The sequence below is a fragment of the Herbidospora mongoliensis genome (assembly GCF_001570545.1).
GTDB classification, from domain to species: Bacteria; Actinomycetota; Actinomycetes; order Streptosporangiales; family Streptosporangiaceae; genus Herbidospora; species Herbidospora mongoliensis.
Window position 1 is genome coordinate 281,313 of record NZ_BBXD01000014.1, and the last position, 22,737, is coordinate 304,049.

The window sequence follows — 22,737 nt, forward strand, 5'->3', positions numbered from 1 at the left end:
ATAACAGAAGGAACTTCCGCATGCTCAGAAGAGTGCTGCTCCCCCTCCTCCTCATCGCCGCCCTCCTCCACCCCACCCCCGCCAACGCCGCGGGCCCGGCCCCGCACTACCTCATGACGGCGTTCACCAACGCCAGCGAGTCCAACATGTACGTCTACGACTCCGGCAACGCCACCAACTACAACCTGATCAGGGCCAACGCCTACACGCCCCCGTCCGGCCTGATCCGCGACCCGAGCGTCATCAAGCACAGCGACGGCTACTACCACCTCGTCTACACGACCGGCTGGACCGGCAACACGATCGGGTTCGCCCGCAGCGCGGACGCCGTGACCTGGACGTTCCAGCGCAACATCACCGTCGGTCTCAACGGCTCGACCGGCAGCACGTGGGCGCCCGAGTGGTTCCGCGACTCCGACGGCAGCGTGCACGTGATCTTCTCGGCGTCCACGACCGGGACGGCGGGGCAGTTCAGGCCCTACCGGATCACGGCCACCAACTCGGCGCTCTCGACGTGGTCGGCGGTGACACCGCTCGGCATTCCGGCCAACTACATCGACAGTTTCCTGGTCAAGGACGGCGGGATCTACCACAACTTCCTGAAGAACGAGACGACCAAGTACATCGAGCACGCCACCGCGACCAGCCTCAACGGGCCGTGGACGTTCGTCGGCACCGGGAACTGGGCCGGCTGGGGTTCCGGGCTCGAAGGGCCCGCGCTCGTCCGGCTTCCGGACAATCGGTGGCGGCTCTACTTCGACAACTATTCGGGGGGCCGTTACTACTACACCGACAGCTCCAACCTGACGAGCTTCTCCGCCAGGACCGAGCTGTCCGGGCTCTCCGGCACGGCCCGCCACTTCACCGTGCTCCGGGAGGACTCCGGTGACACGACCGCGCTGCCGACCGGCAACCGGTCCCTGCGGGCCGGGTCCCTGTACGTACGGCACCGCGACTACCAGGCCTACCTGGAGAACGTGACCACCTCCAGCCCGCTGCTGGCGCGTCAGGACGCGACCTTCACAGTTGGTGCGGGGCTGGCCCACTCCGGGTGCTACTCGTTCCAGGCGATCAACTTCCCCGGCTACTACCTGCGCCACTACAACATGCAGCTCGTCCTGCAGCGCAACGACAACTCCGCGATCTTCCGAGGCGACGCCACCTTCTGCGCGCGTGGGTCGCTGCTGGAGTCGTACAACCTGCCCGGGAAGTTCCTCAACGGCAGCCTGCGCCTCGACGCGACCGGCACGGCCTTCACCGTGACCACCCCGCTGGCCTGAGAGGACCCACGATGCGCCTGTTACGCCTCATCGTCGCCGTGGCGACGCTGCTTCTGCTGACACCACTGCCCGCGCAGGCCAGCCCGTCCGTGCAGTACACCAACCCCATCGCGGCGCAGCGCGCCGACCCGCACATCTTCCGGCACACCGACGGCTACTACTACTTCACCGCCACGGTGCCCGAATACGACCGCATCGTCCTGCGCCGCGCGACCACCATCCAGGGCCTGGCCACCGCCGCCGAGACGGTGATCTGGCGCAAGCACAGCTCGGGCGAGATGGGCGCGCACATCTGGGCGCCCGAGATCCACTTCATCAACGGCCGCTGGTACGTCTACTTCGCCGCCGGCCGCGCCGACGACGTGTGGCGCATCCGCATGTACGTCCTGGAGAGCACCGCGGCCAACCCCCTGACCGGCACGTGGACCGAGCGCGGGCGCATTTCCACCCCCTGGGACACCTTCTCGCTGGACGCCTCGACCTTCGTGAACAACGGCACCCGCTACCTGATCTGGGCGCAGTCGGAACCGGGCATCTCGACCAACTCCAACCTGTACATCGCCCGCATGGGCAGCAACCCCTGGCAGATCACCGGGGCCACCACCCGCCTGACGATCCCCACCCTGGCCTGGGAGACCAGGGGCTACAAGGTGGCCGAGGGGCCGTCGGTGATCCAGCGCAACGGGCGGTTGTTCATGACCTACTCGGCCAGTGCCACCGACGCCAACTACTGCCTCGGCCTGCTGACCGCCTCGGCGTCGGCCGATCCGCTCAACGCCGCTTCGTGGACCAAGAGCGCCAACCCGGTCTTCGTCTCCAACGCCGCGACCAGCCAGTATGGCCCCGGCCACAACTCCTTCACCGTCTCGGAGGACGGCCAGAGCGACCTGCTCGTCTACCACGACCGGTCGTACCAGAACATCTCCGGCGACCCGCTCAACGACCCGAACCGGCGCACCCGCGTCCAGAAGATCTACTGGCGCTCCGACGGCACGCCCGACTTCGGCATCCCCGTACCCGACGGTGCCACCCCGGTGCGGATCATGTCCGGAAATCTCGCCATACGTCACTGGGAGTACCGCGCCCGGCTCGAAGCCAACGTCACCCCTCTGGCCGACAGCCAGTTCCGGCAGGTCACCGGCCTGACCGGGTCGGGCACGGTGTCCCTGGAGTCGACCAACTTCCCCGGCTACTACCTCCGGCACCGCAACCACGAGGCCTGGGTCGAACGCAACGACAACACGGCCCTGTTCCGCTCCGACGCCACCTTCCACCGCCGCACCGGCCTGACCGGCAGCGGAGTCTCGTACGAGTCGGTCAACTTCCCCGGCTACTACCTGCGCCACCGATCCGGCCTGATCTGGGTCGAGCAGAACGACGGCACCACCGCCTTCCACGGCAGCGCCACGTTCACCCTGGAATAGCGTGAACGCCAGGTCCGGACTCCCGGCCCGGACCTGGCATGTCAGTGTCCGGCGGGCAGGGGAGTGCGGCGGTCGGCGACCACGCTGGTGATCGTCACGATGACCAGGATCGCCACGATGACCCCCAGCGAGAGCGGGGTGGGGATCTCCGGCACCCACGCCCAGACGCCATGGGCCCAGTGCAGGACGAGTTTGGCCCCGATGAACGCCAGGATGAGGCCGAGGCCGTGATTGAGGTGCCGCAGCCTCATCAGCACGTCCAGGAGCACGAAGTAGAGCGCGCGCAGGCCCAGCAGGGCGAAGGCGTTGGTGGCGAAGACGAGGAACGGATCCTGGGTCACCCCGTACACCGCGGGCACCGAGTCGACGGCGAAGACGATGTCGGTGGCGAAGACGGCCACCACGGCCAGCGCCAGCGGGGTCAGGGCACGGCGGCCGCCCTCACGGACGACCAGGTGGGTGCCCCGGTAGTCGTCGGTGACCGGCATCAGACGCCGCAGCAGCCGGACGGTGCGCATGGACGAGATGTCGACCTCGCGCGCGTGCCCGCCCCTCGCCTCCTTGACGATCTTCCCGGCCGCGACGATCAGGATCGCGCCGAACAGCAGGAACGCCCACGTGCCGCTCTGCAGGACGGCCGCCCCGAGCGCGATGAAGACCGCGCGCAGCGCCAGCGCCCCGATGATGCCGAACAGCAGCACCCGCTGGGCCAGTGCGTCGGGCACCGCGAAGGACGACAGCAGCAGCATGAACACGAACAGGTTGTCCACCGACAGCGACTTCTCCACCATGTAGCCGGTGTAGAACTCCACGGCCACACCCGACCCGAAGACCACCCACACATAGCCACCGAAGATCAACGGCAGCACCAGGTAGAAGACCGACCAGCCCACGGCCTCGCGCATCCTCACGTGGTGCGGGCGACGGGTCAGGATGAAGTCCACGGTCAGCAGCACCGCCAGTGCGGCGACGGTGATCGTCCACAGAGCCGGCGAACCGATCGTCTCAAGATCGGCCATGGACCCTCCTCGAACGTCTCGGCTGTTCGAGGTCTCCTTCACCCGCCGTGCGGGCGGCCGCCCGGGAACGTTCGGTACGTCCGTCCTGACCGGATCAGCTCTTGGGAAGTACTCCCCCCGTCACTTCAGGCTAGGCTCGCCCTCGCTGTCACTCCAGGCATTTGACCAGGTCTCTGCCTTGGACGGATAGTGAAAAGAGCACGGAGGGGAGTACCCGCCGTCCGACACCCCGATCGTCAGCACGGCTTCGTCACCAGGAGGCCCGGCGGGGTGGCCCCGCCGGAGACGACCGGAGGGGTGCGGGAAGACCTTCGTCCTCACAGCCGCTGGGCCACAGCGAGGCCGAGGAGGGGATCCTCATGTCGGACACCGTGTTTCTTGAGATCCTTCTGGGCGTCTTGGTGATCATCTGCGCGATCATCACCAATGCCGCCCTCTGGCCGACACCGCCGCGATCTCACGCCACCGTCAGCCATCGAACCGTCCGTTCCCTGCCTCCCTCTGGAGGGCCGGGACGAGGTCCCGGCCGTGGTATCGAGCGCGCGGCTGACCGGGTGCGCCTACCCGGCCGAAACCCGCGCTCCGACGGCGTGGCGCTGGGTGCGGGGGTCTCGTCGCGCGGTTTGAACGGGGGGCGAGGGGACGACAGCACCTGAAGCCGGTCGGTCACACCGTCACCAGGCCTCGGTTCTGTTCGATCCTCCGGTGGTCACCGGCCGGCGGTCGCGCGTGACGATCGCGGTCACCCGGCCCAGCCAGCGGCCGGGGCTCGGGCTTCCGGCAGGCCCCGTGACGGTCTGGTGGAACACCTCTCGCGTGGCCGGGACGGTGTTCCCGCACTGGGGGAGACGGAGCACGAACCGCGCGCCCCGGTCGCTGTCCTCGACGGTCAGGGTGCCTTCGTGCGCCTGGGCGATCTCTCTGGCGATGGCCAGTCCGAGCCCGGTCCCTCCGGCGTCCCGGTCGCGTGCCGCGTCCAGGCGGGTGAACCGCTCGAAGACCCGTTCGCGGTCCTCGGCGGCGAGGCCCGCGCCGTCGTCCAGGACCTCCAGGACGGCGATTCCGTTCTCGGCGCGTACGGTGACGGTGATCTGGGACGTGGCGTGCCGCTCGGCGTTGTCGAGCAGGTTGACCAGGACCCGGGAGATGCGCAGCCGGTCACAGTCGACGCACACGCCCTGCTGGAGACGCCTGACGATCTTCGCGCGATGGGGGCGCTGGTCCAGCTCGGCCCCGGCCAGAACGCCCAGGTCGGTCGGCTCGCCGCTGAGGGGCGCGCCCGCGTCCAGCCGGGCGAGGGCCAGCAGGTCGGTCACGATCGCCTGGAGCCGGTCCACCCCCTTCAGCACCGTGGCGGCCACCGTCGGCCAGTCGGCGTCCTGGGGGAACGCCAGCGCGTCGTCCAATTGGAGCCGCATGGCGGTGATCGGGCTGCGCAGGTCGTGGGAGGCGTCGGAGGTGAAGCGCCGTAGCCGTTCGTAGGCGCCCTCCAGCCGGTCCAGCGTGCCGTTCACCGTCTCGGCCAGGACCTTCACCTCGTCGTAGGTGTCGTAGGTGCCGGGTACCGGAACCCTGCGTTCGAGCTGGGCGGCGGTGATGTCGGCCAGCTGCCGCCGAATCGCGACGACCGGCTCCACGGCCTTGGAGATGTCCCGGAACACCCAGGCGGTGACCGCCGTGATGACCAGCAGGGACGTGCCGATCGCCAGCAGCACCGCGGTGGAGTTGCCGTACCAGGGGACCGTGGGAGTCGCCACGTACACCGACCAGATGCCATCAGGCTGGTAGACGTTGATCGACGTGACGGTCCTGCACCCCTCCATCCCCGCGGGGTGGCACAGGATCTGGGTGGTGCTCAGTTTGTCGGCGGTGGGGCGGAAGGTGGCCAGGGGCGGTTCGCCGGCCAGTTGGCTGCTCGCCGCGACCACTGTGCCGTGGGCGTTCAGGACCTGGACCGCCTCGTCGTCGGCCTGCGGCAACACCGAGGGCAGCTGCCCCCGCTGGATCAGCGATTCGACGGTGTTCCAGGCCGACAGGCCCTTCTGCAGCGCGTTGTCGCTTTCCTTACCTCCCACGTACATGAGGAAGAGGAAACTCAGCCCCAGGCACATCAGCACCATGAGAACGCCGGTGGCGAAGGTCCTTCGCGCCCGGAACGAGGGCGGTTGCCTGCCCATTGAACATCCCCCTTGACCTAACCCCTTCACTACGGTCAAGGAACCTCGGTGACCGGCTAAAACTTCCCACCCGCGTGCAAAGTTCCAGCAGTCTGGACGATTAGGTCAGGACCGATGGTCGAGATCATGACGATGGCGACCTTTGATTGATCATGTTCAGCCAGGTCACTCTGGAACCGGATCGTGCGACCGCCGAGGCGCGAGCCCGGCGCGATACCCGGCCACCGCCCCGGCGACGGTCACCACCACGAAGTCGGCCACCGCGAGCTTCTCGGCGTCGGCGGAGAAGCCGAGCCATCCCCGGCTCCAGGCCGCGAAAGGCGCCACGACGGCTCCCCAGGCCAGCCACGCACCCCGCCAGAGACGACAAGGGAGGCCGGGCCCCGACCAGGCCGTAGATCACGATCGCGACCCCCGGCACGACGAACACCACCTGGACCAGGCCGCCGATGAGCAGGCCGCCCGAGAGGGCCTGGCCCATCGCCACGCCCGCGCCCAGGACGAGGGTGCCGAAGATGAGCGCCGGGTCGAGGGTGAACATGAGCAGCACCAGATCGAGCAGCGCAGGCAGGACGACGAGCCCGGCCACGTCGCTGAGCTTGCCCGTGACAAACCCGGGAAAGGCCTCTTTGAGCACGTGGTCGTTGACGGCGAGCACGACCAGGGCCAGCACGGTCAGGGGCTGGGCGATCCATGTATGCCGCACACCTCAAAGGGAAACCGGCAGACCCCGGAAACCAAGCGCCGAGATCGACTTGGAACCGGATCGTGCGGTCGGCGAAAGGGTTCCGCCCACCGTCGTCGGGAGACAGTGGCGCACCCTGGGCGGGCGACCTGCCAAGAGAGACGGATCGGTCGACGATCAAGCTGCTCGGCCGGGGCGAGGCCGGTCCGCGGATCCCGCGCCTACCTGGCCGCGGTGCGTGGCGAGGCCGGTCCGTCGATCCCGCGCTTACCTGGCCGCGGTGCGTGGCGAGGCCGGTGCGCCGAACCCGCGCCTACCTCGCTGCGGTGCGTGGCGCGTCCGAGAACGCGGTGACGATCCAGACCGCGGCCTCCAAGCGCACACCGCCCGGCCCCGCGTGCCCCGTGAGTGCGGTCCGCATGTCAGCGAGCGCGGCGTCCCTGTCGGCGTCGGCCACGGCGGCCAGCTGGGCCCGGCCGGGTCCGGTGCCGGCCAGGTATTCGACCGCCTCCGCCACGTCGGCCCCGACGTGGAGCGGCACCCGCACGTCCTCCAGACGGACGTGGACGAACCCGGCCCGGGTCAGCAGCGCCTCGACGGCGGCGGGGTCGGATTGGGTGAACATGCTGCGCCCGCGCAGGTCGACGGGGGCGGTGGCGTGACGCATGATCGCCTCGCCGGGGACGGTGAGCCAGGCGTTGACTTCCGGAGGCTGCCAGGTCGCCAGCACCATCCGCCCGCCGGGGCGCAGGGCGCTTCCCATCGCGGTGAAGGCACGGACGGGATCGGTGAAGAACATGGTGCCGAACCGGCTGATCACCACGTCGAACAGCCCCGGCATTGGATGGGTCTGCGCGTCGGCGTGGACGAAACGCCCGTTGGCCGGTCCGCCGGACTCCTGACGGGCGCTGGCCACCCGCAGCATGGGCGCCGAGACGTCCAGGCCGGTGGCCGTCCCACCGGGGGAGACCTGGCCGGCGGCCAGAAGGGTGGTGGCCCCACAGCCGCAGCCGACGTCCAGCACCTGTTCTCCCGGCCGCAGCCCGGCCGCCGTGAGCAGCGCCTCCCCGACCGGGGCCAGCACACGGTCACGCCGATCGGCGTCAGCGGCCCAGCGCTCACCGTCGTCGTCATTCCAGATCTGCGCCACGCCCCCAACCGTAGCCCGGCCTCCAGCTCTGTGATCCGGCATCGCGGGGGTAACCGCCTGCGACGTTGACCTGTTCAGCGGCGGGCACTCGATTCGGACCGCCGTTGGACAGGGATGAGTTCGCGCGGCCGGTTCCACTGCCAGGACAGCGGCACCGCCGACACCAGCCCAACGATCATGGCGTCGGGGGAGCGCAGGCGACCAACCGCGCGGGCAGCCGCAGGGGATCGGGGTCATGACGTCTCCACACCGGCATGGAGAGATGCCCGCTGAGCGCGCACCCCAGCAGATCCGCGCTGGCGCACCCCTACAGAGATCCGTGCGGGGACGGTGTTCCCAGGACTCTCGCTTATAAATCTACTTTGTAAAGGCGCCCGGTTTTTTGCATCTCTCCTCGACCAACACCCAACACCCTCAACGACAAGGGAGCCGAATCTGCCGACAGCGCGTCCTCTAGAACGAACATGGACGATCGAGCACCGCCCCCTGGAGCTCTCATTCGTCCCCTGTGGCTCCTTTGACGGGGCGGAAGGCAGCCCGCAGTAGGTAGGGGAGTCGGCTTCTCTCCGCTGGTCAGAGCGGCGGATACGCGTTCCGGACGAGATCCCGGAAATAGGACGGCCAGAAGATCCCGTAGCCCGGCGCACCCGGTGTCGCTCCAGATGGCCGCCACCCTCCGCTCGGAGGGGTGTAATTGGGGTCGCACCAGCGGTTGGGGCCATCGCTCGCGCCGTCCGACTCGCCCGGCGGCCGGGCCCAGATGTAGGCGTCCACCCCGGGTCTCGGGGCGGCGGCCGGACGTTCGCCGATGCCCGCGTTGAGCTGGTTGCACCAGTTGTAGCGGTTGATGCGCCGGTCCAGCCTCGACTGGTCGACGTAGGTGTTGACGTCGAAGGAGGCGCTGACGGCGGCCGGCCTGGCGGACCCGCCCCAGCCGTTGCGCGAGGTGTCGATCAGCGTGCCGATGTCCGAAGGGAAGCCCGCCTCGATGAGGGCGGCGCGCAGGAAGCGGGTGTAGTCGTCCTCGTCGATGTGGGGGTTCCAGTCGACCCACCGGGTCCAGTACAGCGGCGCGCCGGCGACCAGCTTGGTGGTGTCCGGGAGGAAGATCTCCTCCACCGGGACGTAGTTGGCGACGTTGGTGACGAAGCCGTGCACTCCTGGCGTTCCTTCGACGACCTCCCCGAACAGGTCGATCAAGGGCCCGGAGACCTCGGTCCAGCCGGTGACCGAGGACCGGGCCGCGTCAAGGTAGACGTAGACGTTCGGGACCGCTCCGAGAGTCGCGATGGCCTGCCTGATGCCCTGGACATACACCCCTGACGTGCGCGCTTCTACGCACGGGGGCTCCTGGGGCCAGGAGACCATGCTGCCCAGCGTCTCCGGCTCGACGAGGGTGACGATCCTGAGCGGGGCGTAGCGGGGGTCGTCCAGGATCGCCGCGATGGGGTCCAGGAACTGGTTCTTGTACGCCGCCACCCCGTCGGCCGTCATGGGGAACTCCGCCGTGGAGGCTATCGACGTGCAGTCCTTGCCCGGAAGGTCACTCACCACGAGCGTCACGACGACGGGATCCATGTTCCCCTGCGACAGCGCCTGGACGAGGGCCCGATCCAGGTGCTGCCGCAACCCCAGGCCACCCCTGACGGACCCGATCGCCGCCATGGAGTCCAGCCACAGTGCGGTCGGCTGGAACGCGACCTTCCGCATCGCGGTCCCGACCTCACCACCCGTGGCGGTGGCGGCGGCATCGACCTGCGCGACGTAGTCGGGATTCAGATAGCCGCGCGCCCCGAGATAGGGATTGTCGACCCTCCCAGGCGATGGCGATGGCGATGGCGATGGCGATGGCGATGGCGATGGCGATGGCGATGGCGATGGCGATGGCGATGGCGATGGCGACGGGCTCGGTGTGGGGGAGGGGCTGGGCGAGGGCGGGCCGCCGCAGGTGGTGCCGTTCAGGGTGAAGCGGTCGGGAGGGGGGTTGCCGCCGGTCCGGCGGCCGTTGAAGCCGATGGTCACCGTCGCGCCCGGCGCGAGCACCCGGTTGTGTGGCTCGTTCGCGGCCTGAACCCGGGCCCCGGACTGGCTCCACCGCGCCGACCAGCCATGGGTGATCGTCTGTCCGGCGGTGAAGTCGAACCGCAGCGTCCAGCCGTCGACCCGATCTCCGGTGTTCTTGATGGTGACCGCCGCGGTGAATCCGCCTGGCCACGCATTCGTCCCGTACGTCACCACACATCCCGGAGCGGCCCAAGCCACCCCAGGCAGAGCGACGAACACGAGCACGACCCCGACAAGCATGCGCAGGAGCCTCATGGCACCCCCCGGACGCGAAGACCGACCCCCGATCGTCACCCCGGGAGGCCCGCCCCCGGCAATCTGGCCCGACGAACCCCCAGGTCACCCCTGAACCTTTCACCCTGAACCCCGACGGTGTCTCACCCGCGACAGCCACAGGCCTTCTGCCGCATCGTCCAGCGCGTAGTTGAACCGCACTCTGGCGCCGACCTGATGACGCGAGGTCACCGGACTGTGGATGATCCGCTAACCACCCGGTGTCACGTTCGCGCCCGGAAGTGACTCCTCCCGAGCTTCCTGCGAGCCGACAACGGCGTTGAGCCCGCCGTCGACGAGTTGCGCGACCGCTTCGCCGGAGATGAAGGGCCTTGAGGTCTCCCCCTCGACCCTGATCAACATCCTGGTGGGGGTGCAGAACAGGCTGACCTTGCTCTCGCTGGAACTACCCACCGCCGGTTCCGTCGGCCCGGAGAACCCCTCATCCCGACTCGGCTCCCCCTCGGACTCGGTCATGTCGACGTGCATGCTCCAGTCTGAGCTGGACAGCCCGCACAGGCCGGACGAGTGGATCCACGCGATCAAGTCGTAAGAACCCACTCTGATCTGCGCCAGCGCCCGCTCCGCCTCATCAGGCAGTTCCGCGTGGTCCGTCAGTCCCTTCAGCTTGGCCAGCGGCCACTGCGCCGGATCCTTCAGCACAGGGTCCACCGCCGGCGTGGAGCACGCCCCAAGGGCCGGTGACACCAGGAGAAATGCGACCACGGCACGCGACAGACGATTGATCACTGCGATCCCCCGTCTCAGCCGATCTTGACTCTGCGCATCTATCCAACGTACAAGCCCTACACGCGCCACGAGGGAAGCGTGTAGGGCCTTCACCGCTGTCATGCCGGCGTGGAGACCTGCGGCGCGTCGCGGCGCTGCTGACGACGGGCCAAGGGGGTCAGCATGCGCTGGACGATGAAGTATTCGGCGATGAGGACGTTGCCCAGGATGGACGCCCATACGGCGGAGGTGTAGATCGCCTCGAACCCCAGGGAGGGGGACAGTTGCAGGCCGAGGAGCAGGTAGACGCGCAGGGTGACCGCGGCGAACGTCAGCGTGTAGTTGCGGATCATCCAGATCCGGTGCAGTTGCACCTCGCCCCGGCGGATGTTCCGGTAGGCCATGGTCAGGGTGTACAGCCACGCGATCACGAGGATGTAGAACGCGACCTGGACCGCGAAGCCGCTGATCGTGACGGCGGCGTTGACCGCGGCCGCGATGGACGCGATCACGACGGAGATCATGTATGTCCGGCCGACGACGCGGTGCAGCTTGGGCCGGCGGACGCGGAGGCGGCTGACGAACTGCAGCGGTCCGAGGGCCAGGGCGAGGCCGCCCGGGACGGCGTGCACCATCAGGGACAGGTAGTGCAGCGCCACGTCCGGGTTGAGCGGCAACGGGGCGTCGGCCGCGTCTCCGGTCAGGTACGGCGGTACCGACCCGACGGCGAAGCCGACGGCGGACAGTGCCATCAGCCCCCACAGCGCCCACCACTTCCGGCTGCGGATGGAGGGTGCTCTCGTCGTGGGCATCGTGTGTTCCTTCGTTGTCTCGGGTGGTCGAGGAACGGCTGCTGGTCACCCATGGGCGTATGCGGCGAGACCGTCAGCCATGCGTTGCATGAAGCGGGTCAGGTACCAGCGCCAGAAACCACCCGAGAGCGGCATCTTGGGGTCGAACGTGGCGGACCACGTGATGTGTGTGCCTCCGCCGGGCGCCGGAGTGAGGTCGATGGTCGCGCGGTACGAGCGGAAGGGCCCGCTCACGTTGTCGTAGACGAACCGCCGGTCGTCGATCAGTTCGACGATCCGTTCCCGGGAGACGCTGCGGCCGCTGCGGAAGATCCTGGTGTCGCCGACCTGTTGCCGGTCCTCGGGGTCGCCGTTCTCGATGTCGGCGGAGTCGATCGGCGACCACCGGGGCCAGGTGGCCGCGTGGGTGAGCGCCGAGAAGACGGCGTCAGGTGCGGCCTGCGAGCGTGCGGTCACGCCATAGGAGTACGGCATGCACCTCAACGTAGAAGCCGCCGACGTGGCTGGACATGCGCACGATTGCGGTCGATCGATCAGTTGTTGCGGTATGCCGAGGGGCGTACACCCGTATGGCGCAGGAAGGCCGTCGACAACGCGCCCGGAGTGGCGAACCCGCAGCGCGGGGCGATCTGCTCGATGCTGAGGGAGGTGGTGGACAGCAGCCGTCGCGCCTGTTCGATCCGTAGCCGGGTGAGGTACCGGTGTGGTGTCTCGCCGGTGGCCTGCCGGAAAACGCGGACGAAGTGGTAGACGCTCAGATGGACTTCGGCGGCGATCGTGGCCAGTGTCAGAGATTCCGCCAGGCGATCTCGCATGATGGCGACGCCCGCCCGGACGGCGGCATGCTCGGGACCGGCCAGGCGCACGCCCCTGCCGAGAGTCAGCACGTGCGTCGAGAGAAACGCCGCAGCGGACTCCGCGTACAGGTCGCTCGCTCCGCCGGTGCCCGGCAGCGCACGAAGAATCTGCTCGACGACCGGATCTCCCGCCCCGAGGGCGGCCGACAGGCTCTCGAAGTCGGGCTCACGACCACCCAGCGCCCCTGCGGCCCCCCGGACGGCCGATGAGGGAATGTGCACCTGGACGGTCCGCAACCGGGACGTCGCCCGATAGGTGAAGGAGGTGGCGCGCCCGGGAAGCATGAGTTCTATGTGACCCGGCGCCCACCGCCGCTCAACGGGCCTGCCGCCGGCGTACAGCCGGACGTCCGCGTTTCCCGCTACGCACAGCACGATATGCAGGTCGGACACCGCGGGTAACGGAAGATGCTCGGCTTCGGACGCGTGGTCGAAACTCTGTACCAGCAGCGACCGCCAACCGGCGTTTTCCCAGCTGTTGTACGTGTGTCGCACATACGCCGCCGTGTCGAAATCGGCATAAGACGATGTATCGAAGTCAGGCGAATCGAACACACCAGGAGTCTAGTCGGCGGCCAAATACCCGGACCGCCCGGCGGCAGGCGCGAGCGCAATTTACCGTCTTCGACGTCAAATCGAGATCACCGCTCAACTGTGCTTCGGTGGAAAGTCCGACGATCATTTCGCCGCAGGCCTGATTCGCTACCTGATGAGCCGTATCAGCCACCGATTTTCGGCTCAGCTCTAAGCCTGGCTGTCCTCGACCTACGACCCAGGGTCGGCCGATTCCTACCGAAACTATCGGGAGCTTACCGAAATTTCTAGGCCGGGCAAGCTGTGCGTGACAGCGGCATTTCATGATCATTTTCGCTGAGCGCCGCCCTGAAGCCAGCATGCGATCGGCCTCTTCGCCACGAAAGTTTCATCCGGCGTACGAGGAGCGGGTGTGAACTTTCCCTGGCCAGCGCGCGCAGGGACGCGCCCGGCGGGCCCGGCACTCGGGGCTGCGTATCAAGTTGCTTGACATTCGCAATCGGGTCGTATGTGCTCCCTTGCGTTACACCGCATACAGCGCGCAATCGGCACACCCATAAACCCATTTCGTTTTCGCAGCCCCGGCATTCGATGCCGCTGATGGAGAGGAACGCAGCACATGCCTTTATCGTCGGCCCGGTCCCCACAGCCAAAGGGAATCGCACATGTTGAAGCATAGGTCTGTCTTCGGGGCCGTGGCGCTCGCGGCGGCTGTCGTCCTGGTGACGGGGCACGCGGCGATGAGCAGCGGCAGCACAGGAGCCTCGGCGTCCGCCGCCGCGCTCGCGGCGACCACGGGATGCGGGAAGAGCCCGACGCTGAGCAGCGGAACCCACACCATTCAGTCCAGCGGAAAGAATCGCAGTTTCATTCTGCGAATTCCCGCGAACTACAACAACAACAATCCCTACCGTCTGATCTTCGGCATCCACTGGCTGAACGGCACCATGAACGACGTCGACTCCGGTGGAAGCAGCGGGTCGTCCTGGTCCTACTACGGACAGCGGCAGCTGTCGAACAACACCGCGATCTTCATCGCGCCGCAGGGCCTCAACAACGGCTGGGCCAACTCCAACGGCGAAGACGTCACCCTCATGGACGACATCATGGCGCGGGTGGAGGCGGATCTCTGCGTCGACACCTCGCTGCGTTTCGCCATGGGCTTCAGCTACGGCGGCGCCATGAGCTACTCCCTGGCGTGCAGCCGCGCGACGGTCTTCCGCGCGGTCGCGGTGTTCGCCGGCGGGCAGCTCAGCGGATGCAGCGGCGGCAACCAGCCCATCGCCTACATGGGACTGCACGGCATCACCGACAGCGTCCTCAACATCTCGCAGGGACGGACGATGCGGGACAGGTTCGTCCGCAACAACGGCTGTACCTCCCAGAACCCGCCGGAGCCCTCCTCGGGCAGCCGCGGGCACGTCGTCACCGCCTACTCGGGCTGCCAGTCCGGTTACCCGGTCGTCTGGGCCGCGTACGACAACGGTCACACGCCCGCCCCGGTGGACGGGACCTACACCGAGAACGGCGCCCAGACCTGGACCAAGGGGGAGGTGTGGAAGTTCATCTCCCAGTTCCAGAGCACCTCCACGCCGACCAGCCCGTCGCCCAGCCCGAGCGCCAGCCCCAGCGTCACCCCGTCGCCCACCCCGACGCCGACGCCCTCGACCAGCTTCCGCCTGCGTAACGAGGCCGCCGGACGCTGCGTCGACTCTCCCAACAGCGCCAGCGCCAACGGCACCCTGCTGCAGATCTACGACTGCCACAGCAACCCCAACCAGATCTTCAGCTACGGCTCCGGCAGACTCCAGACCCTCGGCAAGTGCCTGGACGCCCCCACGAACGCCGGCAACGGCACCCGCGTGCAGCTGTGGGACTGCCACACCAACAGCAACCAGCAGTGGACCTTCAACTCCAATGGCACCGTGACCAGCGGCGCCAACAACCTCTGCCTCAACGCCACCGGCACCGGCAACAGTGCCACCGTGACCGTCGCCTCGTGCAACGGCCAGGCCGCCCAGAGATGGACCCGGGCATGACCACCCGCTAGCCGATGGCAGACGTCGGGTCCAGGCGAACCTCGCCTGGGCCCGACGCGCGTCATCTGGCCCGCACCCCGCCGACGGCCCGGCAGGCCAGGTAGAGGGTGAAGGAGATGGTCGTGACGTACGGGCTGATGGGCACGCTGCTGCCCAGGGCGAGCAGGATGCCGCCGACGACCGAGGTCACCGCGAACGCGACGCTGAGCAGCGTCACCCGCAGCGGCGAGGCGGTGATCCGCATCGCCGCCGCGGCGGGGGTGACCAGGAGCGCGAGAACCAGGAGCGCGCCGACGACCTGGATGGAGACGGCCACCGTCAGGCCGAGCAGCACCATGAAGACGGGCGAGAGGATCCCGACGGGGACGCCTCTCGCGGCGGCGACGTCGGGGTCCAGGCTGGCGAAGACCAGAGGCCGCCAGATCACGGCGAGCGCGACGAGCACCACGACGGACGTGCCGACGAGCCAGCTCATCTGTACCGTGTCGACGGCCACGATCTGGCCGGTCAGCAGGCCGAACTTGTTGGCCGCGCGGCCTTTGTACAGGGCCAGGAACAGCACGCCCAGGCCGAGGCCGAAGGGCATGAGGATGCCGATGACGGAGTTGCGGTCCTTGGCCCGTACACCCAGCGCCCCGATGATCAGGGCGGCGACGATCGACCCCGCGAGCGAACCCGCCGCGACGTTCACGCCGAGCAGCAGCGCCGCGGACGCGCCCGCGAACGACAGTTCCGCGACTCCGTGCACCGCGAAGGCGAGGTCGCGCATCATGACGAAGGTGCCGATGACGCCGCCGACCAGGCCCAGCACGGCGCCCGCGATCAGGGAGTTGTGGACCAGGGCCAGCAGTTCGCCGTAGTCGTCGAAGGTGAAGATCTGCTGCCAGACGTCGCCGGTCATACCGTGGTCTCTCCGCCGTGGTCGTACGCGCCCGGCGCTCCGACGACCACGAGCCTGCCGTTGATCCGGGCGACCTCCAGCGGGCTGCCGTACAGGTCGGACAGGCTCGCCGAGGTCATGACCTCGGCGGGGGAGCCGAGGCGGAATCGCCCCTGGGCGAGATAGAGGACGCGGTCCACCATCTCCAGGACGGGATTGATCTCGTGGGTCACGAACACCACCGTGGTGTCGTGGGCGCGCCGCCGTTCGTCCACGAGTTCGGCGACCACCTTCTGATGGTGCAGGTCCAGGGACAGCAGCGGCTCGTCGCACAGCAGGACCGCCGGATCGGCGGCCAGTGCCTGGGCGACCCGCAGCCGTTGCAGCTCGCCGCCCGAGAGCAGAGCCAGGGGGCGGTCGGCGTAGCTCGCCGCGCCCACGGCCTCCAGCAGTTCGTCGACCCGCCGCCGGATCCGGCGCGTGCCGAAGGGCAGGCCCCAGCGGTGGCCGTCCAGCCCGAGCCGGATCAGGTCGCGGCCACGCAGGGGCGTCTGCGGGGCGACCGCCCGATGTTGCGGGATGTAGCCGAGCGGCCGTCCCTCGATCAGCAGGGTGCCGGTGCTCAACCGTTGTTGCCCGAGCAGGACGCGTAGGAAGCTGGTCTTCCCCGAGCCGTTGGGGCCGAGGACGGCGACGAACTCGCCCCGTCCCAGCTCCAGGTCCAGGTTCTGCCACAGCACCCGGTCGCCGAACGCGAGCCCGGCGCCGCGCAGGCTGATCGTCGCGTCGGTCACGGGACGAGGGCGGCCTGGAGGGCGTCGATGGTGGAGGTCATCCAGCCGACGTAGTCCTTGCCTTCGGGCAGGGTCTCGGTGACCGGGACCACCGCGACGTCGTTGTCGGTCGCCGCCTTCTTGAGCTGCTCGGTCTGCGGGCCGCTGGTCTGCTCGTTGTAGACCAGCGCTTCCACCTTCTTCCCGGTGAACAGGGCGGTCGTCTCGGCCAGGACGGCGGGGGAGACGTCGTCGCCTTCTTCGATGGCCTCGCTGAACTCCTCGGGCGTCAGGTTCTCCAGGCCGGCGGCGTCCAGCAGGTAGAGGGGTACGGGTTCGGTGATGGCCACCGCGGTTCCCCCCACCTCGGCGGCGAGGGCGGCGGTGCGGTCCTCCAGCGGCTTCAGCTTGTTCTTGAACGCGTCGGCGTTGGCGGTGAACGTGGCGGCGTTGGCGGGGTCGGCCGTGGCCAGGGCCGTGGAGATCTGGTCGGCGATCTTGGCCACGGACGGGAGGTCGTACCAGATGTGCTCGTTGAGCTCGCCGCCCGCGGGTGCCGTCTTCCCGGAGACGGTGACCGCGTTGATGACCCGCGCGGAGGTGTTGCCGCCGGCCTTGAGCATGGTGTCGACGAAGTCGTCGTAGCCGCCGCCGTTCTCGATGACGACCTTGGCCTTGGAGAGCGTCAGCTGGTTGCGGGTGCTGGCCTCGTAGGAGTGGGGGTCCTGCCCGGGGTCGGAGATGATCGAGGTCACGTCGACCCGATCGCCGCCCACCTGCCGGGCGATGTCCCCGTACACGTTCGTCGACGCGACGACCGTGATGGGTTCCGAAGCGGTGGCGGGAGTCGTGGTGCCGCCGCATGCCGCGACGAGCAGGACGAGGGAGCAGAGGGCGGCAGAGCGCAGGGGATGCATGCCGGGCCTTCCTGGATCAATAACGGTTTTCATTTCAACCTGGTTCTTTCGTGGACAACCATGGAGAAAACGAAAACCATTGTCAAGTTGGGAGGGGCCGTCATGCGGGTGTACGAACTCGCGCTCACGACCGTCTACTGCGCGGTGTCCTTGCTGGTAGCGGCTGGTCTCGTGGCTCACCGTCGCTGAGCGCGACCTGATCGAGCACGCGATGGAGCGGTGCGAGGTGCGCGCACCGGCCGTATGCGCAGTTGTCCGGCGGCGTACGGCAACGTGCGCACTGGACAGGGCGCTGGTCCGGCAGCCCGGTCTGCTCCTGCTCGACGAACCCGCCAACCACCCGGACCCAGCTCACCTTGGACGAAACCGAGGTCCGCCGCTGGCGGCACTCGACGCTGTCGTCCTGGTCCTCGCGTTCGGGTTCGGCATGGCGTGCACGCTGACGGCGGTGGGCTTCGTCACGATCCGGGGCTTCAGCCTGTTTTCCCGCAGTGTGAGAGGCGGTGCGGCGGCCGCCGTCGCGGTCCCGATCGTCGGCTGTTTCTACCTGGTCGGTGCCGCCATCGACCGCACCTCGTAGCGAATGCCGCGTCCGCGCCGCCCGCCTGCGTCAGGAGAGTGGGTCGTACTGGAACGCCCGGACCTCCTGCGAGCAGCGGCAGGAGGTCGCGATCTTCTGAGCCCACTCCAGCGCCGCCTCGCGGGAGGGCAGGTCCAGGATGGTGAATCCGCCGTCCAACCGCGTGGACTGCGGATGGGTGCCGTCCGTCACCGTGCCGTCTCCGGCCACCAGGGCGGGGGCGACGTCCTCGTCTATCCCGCCGCCGAAGACGTACACGCCGGCGTCCTTGGCCTCCTGGATGACCGCATGGGAGTCGCGTACCACGTCAGGAAAATCTTCCTCCGAGATCACCATGGCGGCGCTGGGGAAGGAGATGAGAAAGTGCGTCATCCCTCGATCCTGCCGTCCGCTTGTGACATTTTCGCGGCCTCCAGTTTCTGCCAGATGCGCGTCAGTGCGGCGATGTCGTCAGCGTCGAGGGGGTCGGCGAAGAACGTCTTGACCGACTCCTCGAAGGTCCGCGCGACGGTCTGGATGTAACGACGTCCGTCCTCGGTGAGGCTGATCAGGGAGATCCGGCCGTCACCCTGGTTGGCGCCGCGCACCAGGTAGCCCTCGTCGATCAGGTCCTGCACCAGCCGGGACGCCCGGGTCGGGCTGACGGTGACGAGCTGGCTCGCCAGGACGCGGACGGGCTGCGGTTCGAAGTCCTTCAGGCGGCAGAGGATCTCGAAGGCGCTGAACGACAGCCGGTGGCGCTCCATCAGCACGGCCTCGATCCGGGACCGCATGGCGGCCTGGGCGTACATCAGCCCGAACCAGCCGTCCTGCTCCGCCTGGGAGATGAGCGTCGATGTCGTCCGGGGCGCCTTCATGCGAGCACTTTACCAGATACGTGCCTCTCGATTTGGGTGCGTGCGCACGCATCAGATAGTGTGCCGATGTGAATCGGTGGACGGCCACCGAATCCGACGACATCGGAGGAACCGTGCTCAGCATCGACGACGAACTCGCCGGGCCGGTCGCCGCGCTCGCGGCCGCCATCCCACCCTCGCCACCAGCCGTCGGCGACTGGCGGACCCGGCGGGCGACCATCGACGGCCTCTACGCCGCGCTCGCCGCCGCCGCGCCCGAAGACGGCGCCGAAGTGGTCGACTTCACCGTGTCGGCATCGGACGGGCATACCGTCCCGCTGCGCCTGTACAAGCCGTCGGACGTACCGGGCGTCCTGGTCGTCTACCTGCACGGCGGTGGTCTCATCGCCGGGAGCATCGACGGATACGACCATGTCTGCCGCCGCTACGCCTCGGAAGCCGGCGTCGCGGTCATCGCGGTCGACTACCGCCTGGCGCCCGAATCGCCTTTTCCGGCGGCTCTCGAAGACTGCGTCGCGGCGGTTCGGTGGACGATCGGACATGCCCGGGAGCGCGTTCCCGGCGCCCGCGTCGCGATCATGGGCGACTCCGCCGGTGGTGGCCTCGCGGCGGCGACGGCGCTCGCCTGCCACGAGCGGGCGATCGGGCCGCTGGCCGCCCAGATCCTCGTCTACCCCATGCTCGACGACCGCACCGCGCGGGCCGCGGGGGATGTCGCGCCGTTCCTGACCTGGTCGGCCGATGACAACGTCACCGACTGGCGGGCCTACCTCGGCGACAGGTACGGCACCGACGATGTGCCCGCGTCCGCTTCGGTCGCCCGGGCCGGGTCGCTGCGCGGCCTGCCGGCGGCCTACCTCGAGGTCGGGCAACTGGATCTCTTCTGCGCCGAGACCGTCGCCTACGCGACGCGGCTCATGGAGCACGGTGTGGCGGTGAACCTGTCGGTACGCCCCGGCGCCTTCCACGGCTTCGACCAGTTCGCACCCGGCTCCCGCCTGGCCGGAAAAGCTTTCGCGGACCGCGTGGCCTTCCTCCAGAGCCTGTGACCGGAACCACTGACACAAGGAGATACCCATGAGAACCAAGACAGCCCTCGTCACCGGCTCGACGAGCGGAATCGGGCGCGCCACCGCGCTCAAGCTCGCCCAGGACGGCACCCGTGTCGTGGTCTCCGGCCGCGATGCCCGGCGGGGCGGGGAAGTGGTGGAACAGATCCGCGCCGGAGGAGGGACCGCCCAGTTCATCGACGCCGATCTGTCGGAGGCGGGGGCCGCGGCGGAACTCGCAGCCAGGGCCACCGAATTCGCCGAGGCCGCCGGCGGATCTCTGGACATCCTGGTGAACAACGCCGCGATCGGGGCCGGCGGGCCGACGGCCGGCACCGAGGAGTCGATCTTCGACAGAGTCCTGTCGACGAACCTGAAGGCGCCGTTCTACCTGGTCGCGAACCTGGCGCCCGCGATGGCCGCACGCGGCGGCGGCGCGATCGTCAACGTGTCCACGCTGGCGGCCGAACGCGCCCTCCCCGGCCTGGGGGTCTACGGAGCGAGCAAGGCGGCGCTCGACCTGCTCACCAAGAGCTGGGCGGCCGAGTTCGGCCCGGCCGGAGTGCGGGTGAACTCGGTGAGCCCCGGCCCGACCCGCACGCCGGGATCCGAGGCCCTGGGAGACGGGCTGCGGCAGCTGGCCGAGCAGGCCCCGCTGGGTTTCGTCGCCGACCCGGGAGACATCGCCGCCGTGATCGCGTTCCTGGTCGGCGATGAGGCTCGCTTCGTCACGGGGGAGGTAATCTCCGTCAGCGGTGGCCGTACGGTCGTATGAGTCGCCACCAGGTTGGGGGACGACTATGGCGAGAACGACCCAGCGTGATGAGCGGGCCGTCATCGACAAGGCGGCCGATCTGCTCGCCGCGCTCCAGGGCGAGCAGATCGGGGTCGGGGTGAGCGAGCTGGCCCGACGCACCGGTCTGAGCAAGTCCACGGCGTTCCGGGTGCTGGGCGCGCTCGAACGCGCCGGGATGGTCGACCGGGTCGGTGCCGGATATCGCATCGGGACGATGCTGCGCCGGCTCGGCCGCGACTCGCTGGGACCTCGGCCCGAGGCCGTCCGTGACGCGCTCGTCCCCTACGTCGCCGATCTCTTCGCCCTCACCGGGCAGACGGTCCACGTGGCGATGCTGGACGGACCCGAGGTCGTCTACCTGACCAAGGTCTTCGGGCACCGGCAGGCGCCGGCCCGTCCCTGCCCGGGTGACCGGTTCGCCGCACACGGCGTCGCGATCGGCAAGGTGCTGCTCGCCTACGACGGCGACGCCGCGAACATCCTGCTTGCCGCCCCTCTGCGGGCCTTCACCCCGCGCACCGCGACAGACCCGTCGGCTCTGCTGGCCGAGCTGACCGCGATCCGCTCGAACGGGATCGCGTTCGACGCCGACGAGGCCCGCGTCGGCGTCAGCGCCGTGGCCGTTCCGCTGCGCGGCCCCGGGGGCGAGATCGCCGCGGCGTTGTCGATCACCTACGCGAGCTCCGACCCGGCCGCGACCCGCTACGCCGAACACGTGCGCGGCGCCGGAGCGGCCGCCGCCCCGGCGCTGCGTCGGGCGCTGGCTCAGCGGCCGTCCTCAGGGGCGGGGTGACGCCCGCCCCGCACGTGGGCCGGGTGGAAGAGGGCGCCCAGCCGCGCGACCTCGTCCGCGCTCAAAGCGACGTCGGTCGCCGCCGTGTTCTCGCGCAGATACCGCACGCGCTTCGTCCCGGGAATCGGGATGACGTCGAGCGGCTGGGCCAGCAGCCACGCCAGCGCGACCTGGCCGGGGGTGGCGCCCTTCGCCGCGCTGAACTTCTCCAGGGCGTCGACCAGGCCGATGTTGTGGTCCAGGTTCTCTCCCCGGAATCGCGGCAGGAGTGAGCGGAAGTCGGTGGCGGCGAAGACCTGGTCGCGGTTGATCCGCCCGGTCAGCATCGCGCGGCCGAGCGGACTGTAGGGGACCAGCGTGATACCGAGTTCCCGGCAGGCCGCCACCACTCCGTCGTCCTCGACCGATCGCTCCCACAGCGAGTACTCGCTCTGCAGCGCGGACAGAGGGAAGGTGGCGTGGGCGCGCCGCAACTGGTCGACCGGCAGCTCACAGTGCCCGATCGCCCGCACCTTACCCTGGGTGACCAGCTCGCCCATCGCGCCGACGGTCTCCTCGATCGGGACCGACGGGTCCTGCCGGTGGCAGTAGTACAGGTCGATGTGATCGGTGCGCAGCCGCCGCAGGCTGGCCTCGCAGGCCTGGGCCACGTAGGCCGGGTCGCCGACGAGGCCGATCTCGCCCTGGTCGCCCATCCGCACGGCGAACTTGGTGGCGATGACGACCTCGTCGCGACGGCCCGCGAGCGCTTCCCCGATCAGTTCCTCGTTGTGCCCGAAGCCCTTGGTTGGCGCGCCGAAGGCGGCATCGGCCGCGCCGTAGACATCCGCTGTGTCGAACATGCCCACACCGAGGTCGATCGCCTCGCGCAGGACCGCGACGCTGTCGTCGCGGTCGGCGTCTCCGTAGGACTGGGACATGGTCATGCAGCCGAGCCCGATCGGACGCATGCTGATGTCCGAGTGTCCCAGCGTGACGCGGGCGTGCACCTGGTCGTTGTTCTCCGTCATGGATCCGACACAACCAGGCGGTCGACACCCCGCTCAACG

General features: G+C 68.9%; 22 protein-coding genes. 7 read left to right on the plus strand and 15 right to left on the minus strand.

The genetic code is table 11. The features are described 5' to 3' along the window. Positions 1-20: 20 nt before the first annotated feature. Both AW272_RS20265 and AW272_RS20270 read left to right on the plus strand, forming a co-directional pair. Complete coding sequence (locus AW272_RS20265) at positions 21-1,280, plus strand: AbfB domain-containing protein (RefSeq protein WP_066367418.1); 1,260 nt, start codon at positions 21-23, stop codon at positions 1,278-1,280. Between the two features lie 11 nt (positions 1,281-1,291). Then, positions 1,292-2,704, plus strand: coding sequence for a family 43 glycosylhydrolase (locus tag AW272_RS20270; RefSeq protein WP_083958492.1), 1,413 nt, complete (start codon positions 1,292-1,294; stop codon positions 2,702-2,704). A gap of 41 nt (positions 2,705-2,745) precedes the next feature. On the opposite strand, the gene AW272_RS20275 is transcribed toward AW272_RS20270, so the two are convergent. From AW272_RS20275 to AW272_RS20315, 9 genes are all read right to left on the minus strand, one after another. Beyond that, complete coding sequence (locus tag AW272_RS20275; RefSeq protein WP_066367420.1) at positions 2,746-3,723, minus strand: TerC/Alx family metal homeostasis membrane protein; 978 nt, start codon at positions 3,721-3,723, stop codon at positions 2,746-2,748. 674 nt (positions 3,724-4,397) lie between these two features. Then, a complete protein-coding gene (locus tag AW272_RS20280; protein ID WP_157518662.1) occupies positions 4,398-5,900 on the minus strand; it encodes a sensor histidine kinase in 1,503 nt (500 codons plus the stop codon). Positions 5,901-6,024: 124 nt separating this feature from the next. After that, positions 6,025-6,606: a hypothetical protein gene (locus tag AW272_RS20285; protein ID WP_157518663.1), complete on the minus strand. Its 582-nt coding sequence runs from the start codon at positions 6,604-6,606 to the stop codon at positions 6,025-6,027. A 292-nt stretch (positions 6,607-6,898) separates the two neighbouring features. Beyond that, on the minus strand, positions 6,899-7,735 hold the full coding sequence (locus tag AW272_RS20290) for a class I SAM-dependent methyltransferase (protein ID WP_169807582.1): 837 nt from the start codon (positions 7,733-7,735) through the stop codon (positions 6,899-6,901). 573 nt (positions 7,736-8,308) lie between these two features. After that, positions 8,309-10,039: a glycoside hydrolase family 6 protein gene (locus tag AW272_RS20295; protein WP_066367903.1), complete on the minus strand. Its 1,731-nt coding sequence runs from the start codon at positions 10,037-10,039 to the stop codon at positions 8,309-8,311. A 243-nt stretch (positions 10,040-10,282) separates the two neighbouring features. Continuing rightward, entirely contained in the window at positions 10,283-10,735 is a 453-nt protein-coding gene (locus tag AW272_RS20300; RefSeq protein WP_157518664.1) for a hypothetical protein, read from the minus strand. Between the two features lie 185 nt (positions 10,736-10,920). Continuing rightward, entirely contained in the window at positions 10,921-11,613 is a 693-nt protein-coding gene (locus AW272_RS20305) for a DUF2306 domain-containing protein (protein ID WP_066367431.1), read from the minus strand. 45 nt (positions 11,614-11,658) lie between these two features. Then, on the minus strand, positions 11,659-12,087 hold the full coding sequence (locus tag AW272_RS20310; RefSeq protein WP_066367432.1) for an SRPBCC family protein: 429 nt from the start codon (positions 12,085-12,087) through the stop codon (positions 11,659-11,661). 59 nt (positions 12,088-12,146) lie between these two features. After that, positions 12,147-13,025, minus strand: coding sequence for a helix-turn-helix domain-containing protein (locus AW272_RS20315; protein ID WP_066367434.1), 879 nt, complete (start codon positions 13,023-13,025; stop codon positions 12,147-12,149). 644 nt (positions 13,026-13,669) lie between these two features. Here AW272_RS20315 and AW272_RS20320 point away from each other — a divergent pair. Then, the gene (locus AW272_RS20320) at positions 13,670-15,043 is read left to right on the plus strand and encodes a ricin-type beta-trefoil lectin domain protein (RefSeq protein WP_066367437.1); all 1,374 of its coding nucleotides are present in this window, start codon (positions 13,670-13,672) and stop codon (positions 15,041-15,043) included. Positions 15,044-15,104: 61 nt separating this feature from the next. Here the strand turns inward: AW272_RS20320 and AW272_RS20325 are convergent, their stop codons facing one another. The 3 genes from AW272_RS20325 to AW272_RS20335 are packed head-to-tail and all read right to left on the minus strand — an operon-like array spanning position 15,105 to position 17,613. Next, entirely contained in the window at positions 15,105-15,944 is an 840-nt protein-coding gene (locus tag AW272_RS20325) for a metal ABC transporter permease (protein WP_066367439.1), read from the minus strand. Next, positions 15,941-16,717, minus strand: coding sequence for a metal ABC transporter ATP-binding protein (locus AW272_RS20330; protein ID WP_066367441.1), 777 nt, complete (start codon positions 16,715-16,717; stop codon positions 15,941-15,943). The genes AW272_RS20325 and AW272_RS20330 overlap by 4 nt, the downstream gene beginning before the upstream one ends. Next, positions 16,714-17,613 carry a metal ABC transporter solute-binding protein, Zn/Mn family gene (locus AW272_RS20335; protein WP_066367442.1) on the minus strand — a complete coding sequence of 300 codons (900 nt, stop codon included), beginning with the start codon at positions 17,611-17,613 and terminating at the stop codon, positions 16,714-16,716. The genes AW272_RS20330 and AW272_RS20335 overlap by 4 nt, the downstream gene beginning before the upstream one ends. A gap of 226 nt (positions 17,614-17,839) precedes the next feature. Between AW272_RS20335 and AW272_RS44195 the strand changes: the two genes are divergently transcribed. After that, positions 17,840-18,193: a hypothetical protein gene (locus tag AW272_RS44195; RefSeq protein WP_218010974.1), complete on the plus strand. Its 354-nt coding sequence runs from the start codon at positions 17,840-17,842 to the stop codon at positions 18,191-18,193. A 30-nt stretch (positions 18,194-18,223) separates the two neighbouring features. Here the strand turns inward: AW272_RS44195 and AW272_RS20340 are convergent, their stop codons facing one another. Together AW272_RS20340 and AW272_RS20345 are read right to left on the minus strand one after the other, a co-directional pair. Next, the gene (locus tag AW272_RS20340; protein ID WP_066367443.1) at positions 18,224-18,565 is read right to left on the minus strand and encodes a YciI family protein; all 342 of its coding nucleotides are present in this window, start codon (positions 18,563-18,565) and stop codon (positions 18,224-18,226) included. Beyond that, positions 18,562-19,050: a MarR family winged helix-turn-helix transcriptional regulator gene (locus tag AW272_RS20345; protein WP_066367444.1), complete on the minus strand. Its 489-nt coding sequence runs from the start codon at positions 19,048-19,050 to the stop codon at positions 18,562-18,564. Before AW272_RS20345 ends, AW272_RS20340 begins: the two co-directional genes overlap by 4 nt. A gap of 68 nt (positions 19,051-19,118) precedes the next feature. On the opposite strand from AW272_RS20345, the gene AW272_RS20350 reads away from it, so the two are divergent. The 3 genes from AW272_RS20350 to AW272_RS20360 are packed head-to-tail and all read left to right on the plus strand — an operon-like array spanning position 19,119 to position 21,688. After that, complete coding sequence (locus AW272_RS20350) at positions 19,119-20,099, plus strand: alpha/beta hydrolase (RefSeq protein ID WP_083958495.1); 981 nt, start codon at positions 19,119-19,121, stop codon at positions 20,097-20,099. A gap of 28 nt (positions 20,100-20,127) precedes the next feature. Further along, positions 20,128-20,874: an SDR family NAD(P)-dependent oxidoreductase gene (locus tag AW272_RS20355; protein WP_066367445.1), complete on the plus strand. Its 747-nt coding sequence runs from the start codon at positions 20,128-20,130 to the stop codon at positions 20,872-20,874. A 25-nt stretch (positions 20,875-20,899) separates the two neighbouring features. Continuing rightward, entirely contained in the window at positions 20,900-21,688 is a 789-nt protein-coding gene (locus tag AW272_RS20360) for an IclR family transcriptional regulator (protein WP_066367448.1), read from the plus strand. On the opposite strand, the gene AW272_RS20365 is transcribed toward AW272_RS20360, so the two are convergent. After that, positions 21,661-22,698 carry an aldo/keto reductase gene (locus AW272_RS20365; protein WP_066367450.1) on the minus strand — a complete coding sequence of 346 codons (1,038 nt, stop codon included), beginning with the start codon at positions 22,696-22,698 and terminating at the stop codon, positions 21,661-21,663. The two genes, AW272_RS20360 and AW272_RS20365, sit on opposite strands and share 28 nt — an antisense overlap. Positions 22,699-22,737: the final 39 nt, after the last annotated feature.

What these genes read in the sequence shown, in the direction of transcription:
- AW272_RS20265 (WP_066367418.1), top strand. Translation starts at nt 21, where the DNA reads ATGCTCAGAAGAGTGCTGCTCCCCCTCCTCCTCATCGCCGCCCTCCTC.
- AW272_RS20270 (WP_083958492.1), top strand. Translation starts at nt 1,292, where the DNA reads ATGCGCCTGTTACGCCTCATCGTCGCCGTGGCGACGCTGCTTCTGCTG.
- AW272_RS20275 (WP_066367420.1), bottom strand. Translation starts at nt 3,723, where the DNA reads ATGGCCGATCTTGAGACGATCGGTTCGCCGGCTCTGTGGACGATCACC.
- AW272_RS20280 (WP_157518662.1), bottom strand. Translation starts at nt 5,900, where the DNA reads ATGGGCAGGCAACCGCCCTCGTTCCGGGCGCGAAGGACCTTCGCCACC.
- AW272_RS20295 (WP_066367903.1), bottom strand. Translation starts at nt 10,039, where the DNA reads ATGCTTGTCGGGGTCGTGCTCGTGTTCGTCGCTCTGCCTGGGGTGGCT.
- AW272_RS20305 (WP_066367431.1), bottom strand. Translation starts at nt 11,613, where the DNA reads ATGCCCACGACGAGAGCACCCTCCATCCGCAGCCGGAAGTGGTGGGCG.
- AW272_RS20310 (WP_066367432.1), bottom strand. Translation starts at nt 12,087, where the DNA reads ATGCCGTACTCCTATGGCGTGACCGCACGCTCGCAGGCCGCACCTGAC.
- AW272_RS20320 (WP_066367437.1), top strand. Translation starts at nt 13,670, where the DNA reads ATGTTGAAGCATAGGTCTGTCTTCGGGGCCGTGGCGCTCGCGGCGGCT.
- AW272_RS20325 (WP_066367439.1), bottom strand. Translation starts at nt 15,944, where the DNA reads ATGACCGGCGACGTCTGGCAGCAGATCTTCACCTTCGACGACTACGGC.
- AW272_RS20335 (WP_066367442.1), bottom strand. Translation starts at nt 17,613, where the DNA reads ATGCATCCCCTGCGCTCTGCCGCCCTCTGCTCCCTCGTCCTGCTCGTC.
- AW272_RS20340 (WP_066367443.1), bottom strand. Translation starts at nt 18,565, where the DNA reads ATGACGCACTTTCTCATCTCCTTCCCCAGCGCCGCCATGGTGATCTCG.
- AW272_RS20345 (WP_066367444.1), bottom strand. Translation starts at nt 19,050, where the DNA reads ATGAAGGCGCCCCGGACGACATCGACGCTCATCTCCCAGGCGGAGCAG.
- AW272_RS20355 (WP_066367445.1), top strand. Translation starts at nt 20,128, where the DNA reads ATGAGAACCAAGACAGCCCTCGTCACCGGCTCGACGAGCGGAATCGGG.
- AW272_RS20360 (WP_066367448.1), top strand. Translation starts at nt 20,900, where the DNA reads ATGGCGAGAACGACCCAGCGTGATGAGCGGGCCGTCATCGACAAGGCG.
- AW272_RS20365 (WP_066367450.1), bottom strand. Translation starts at nt 22,698, where the DNA reads ATGACGGAGAACAACGACCAGGTGCACGCCCGCGTCACGCTGGGACAC.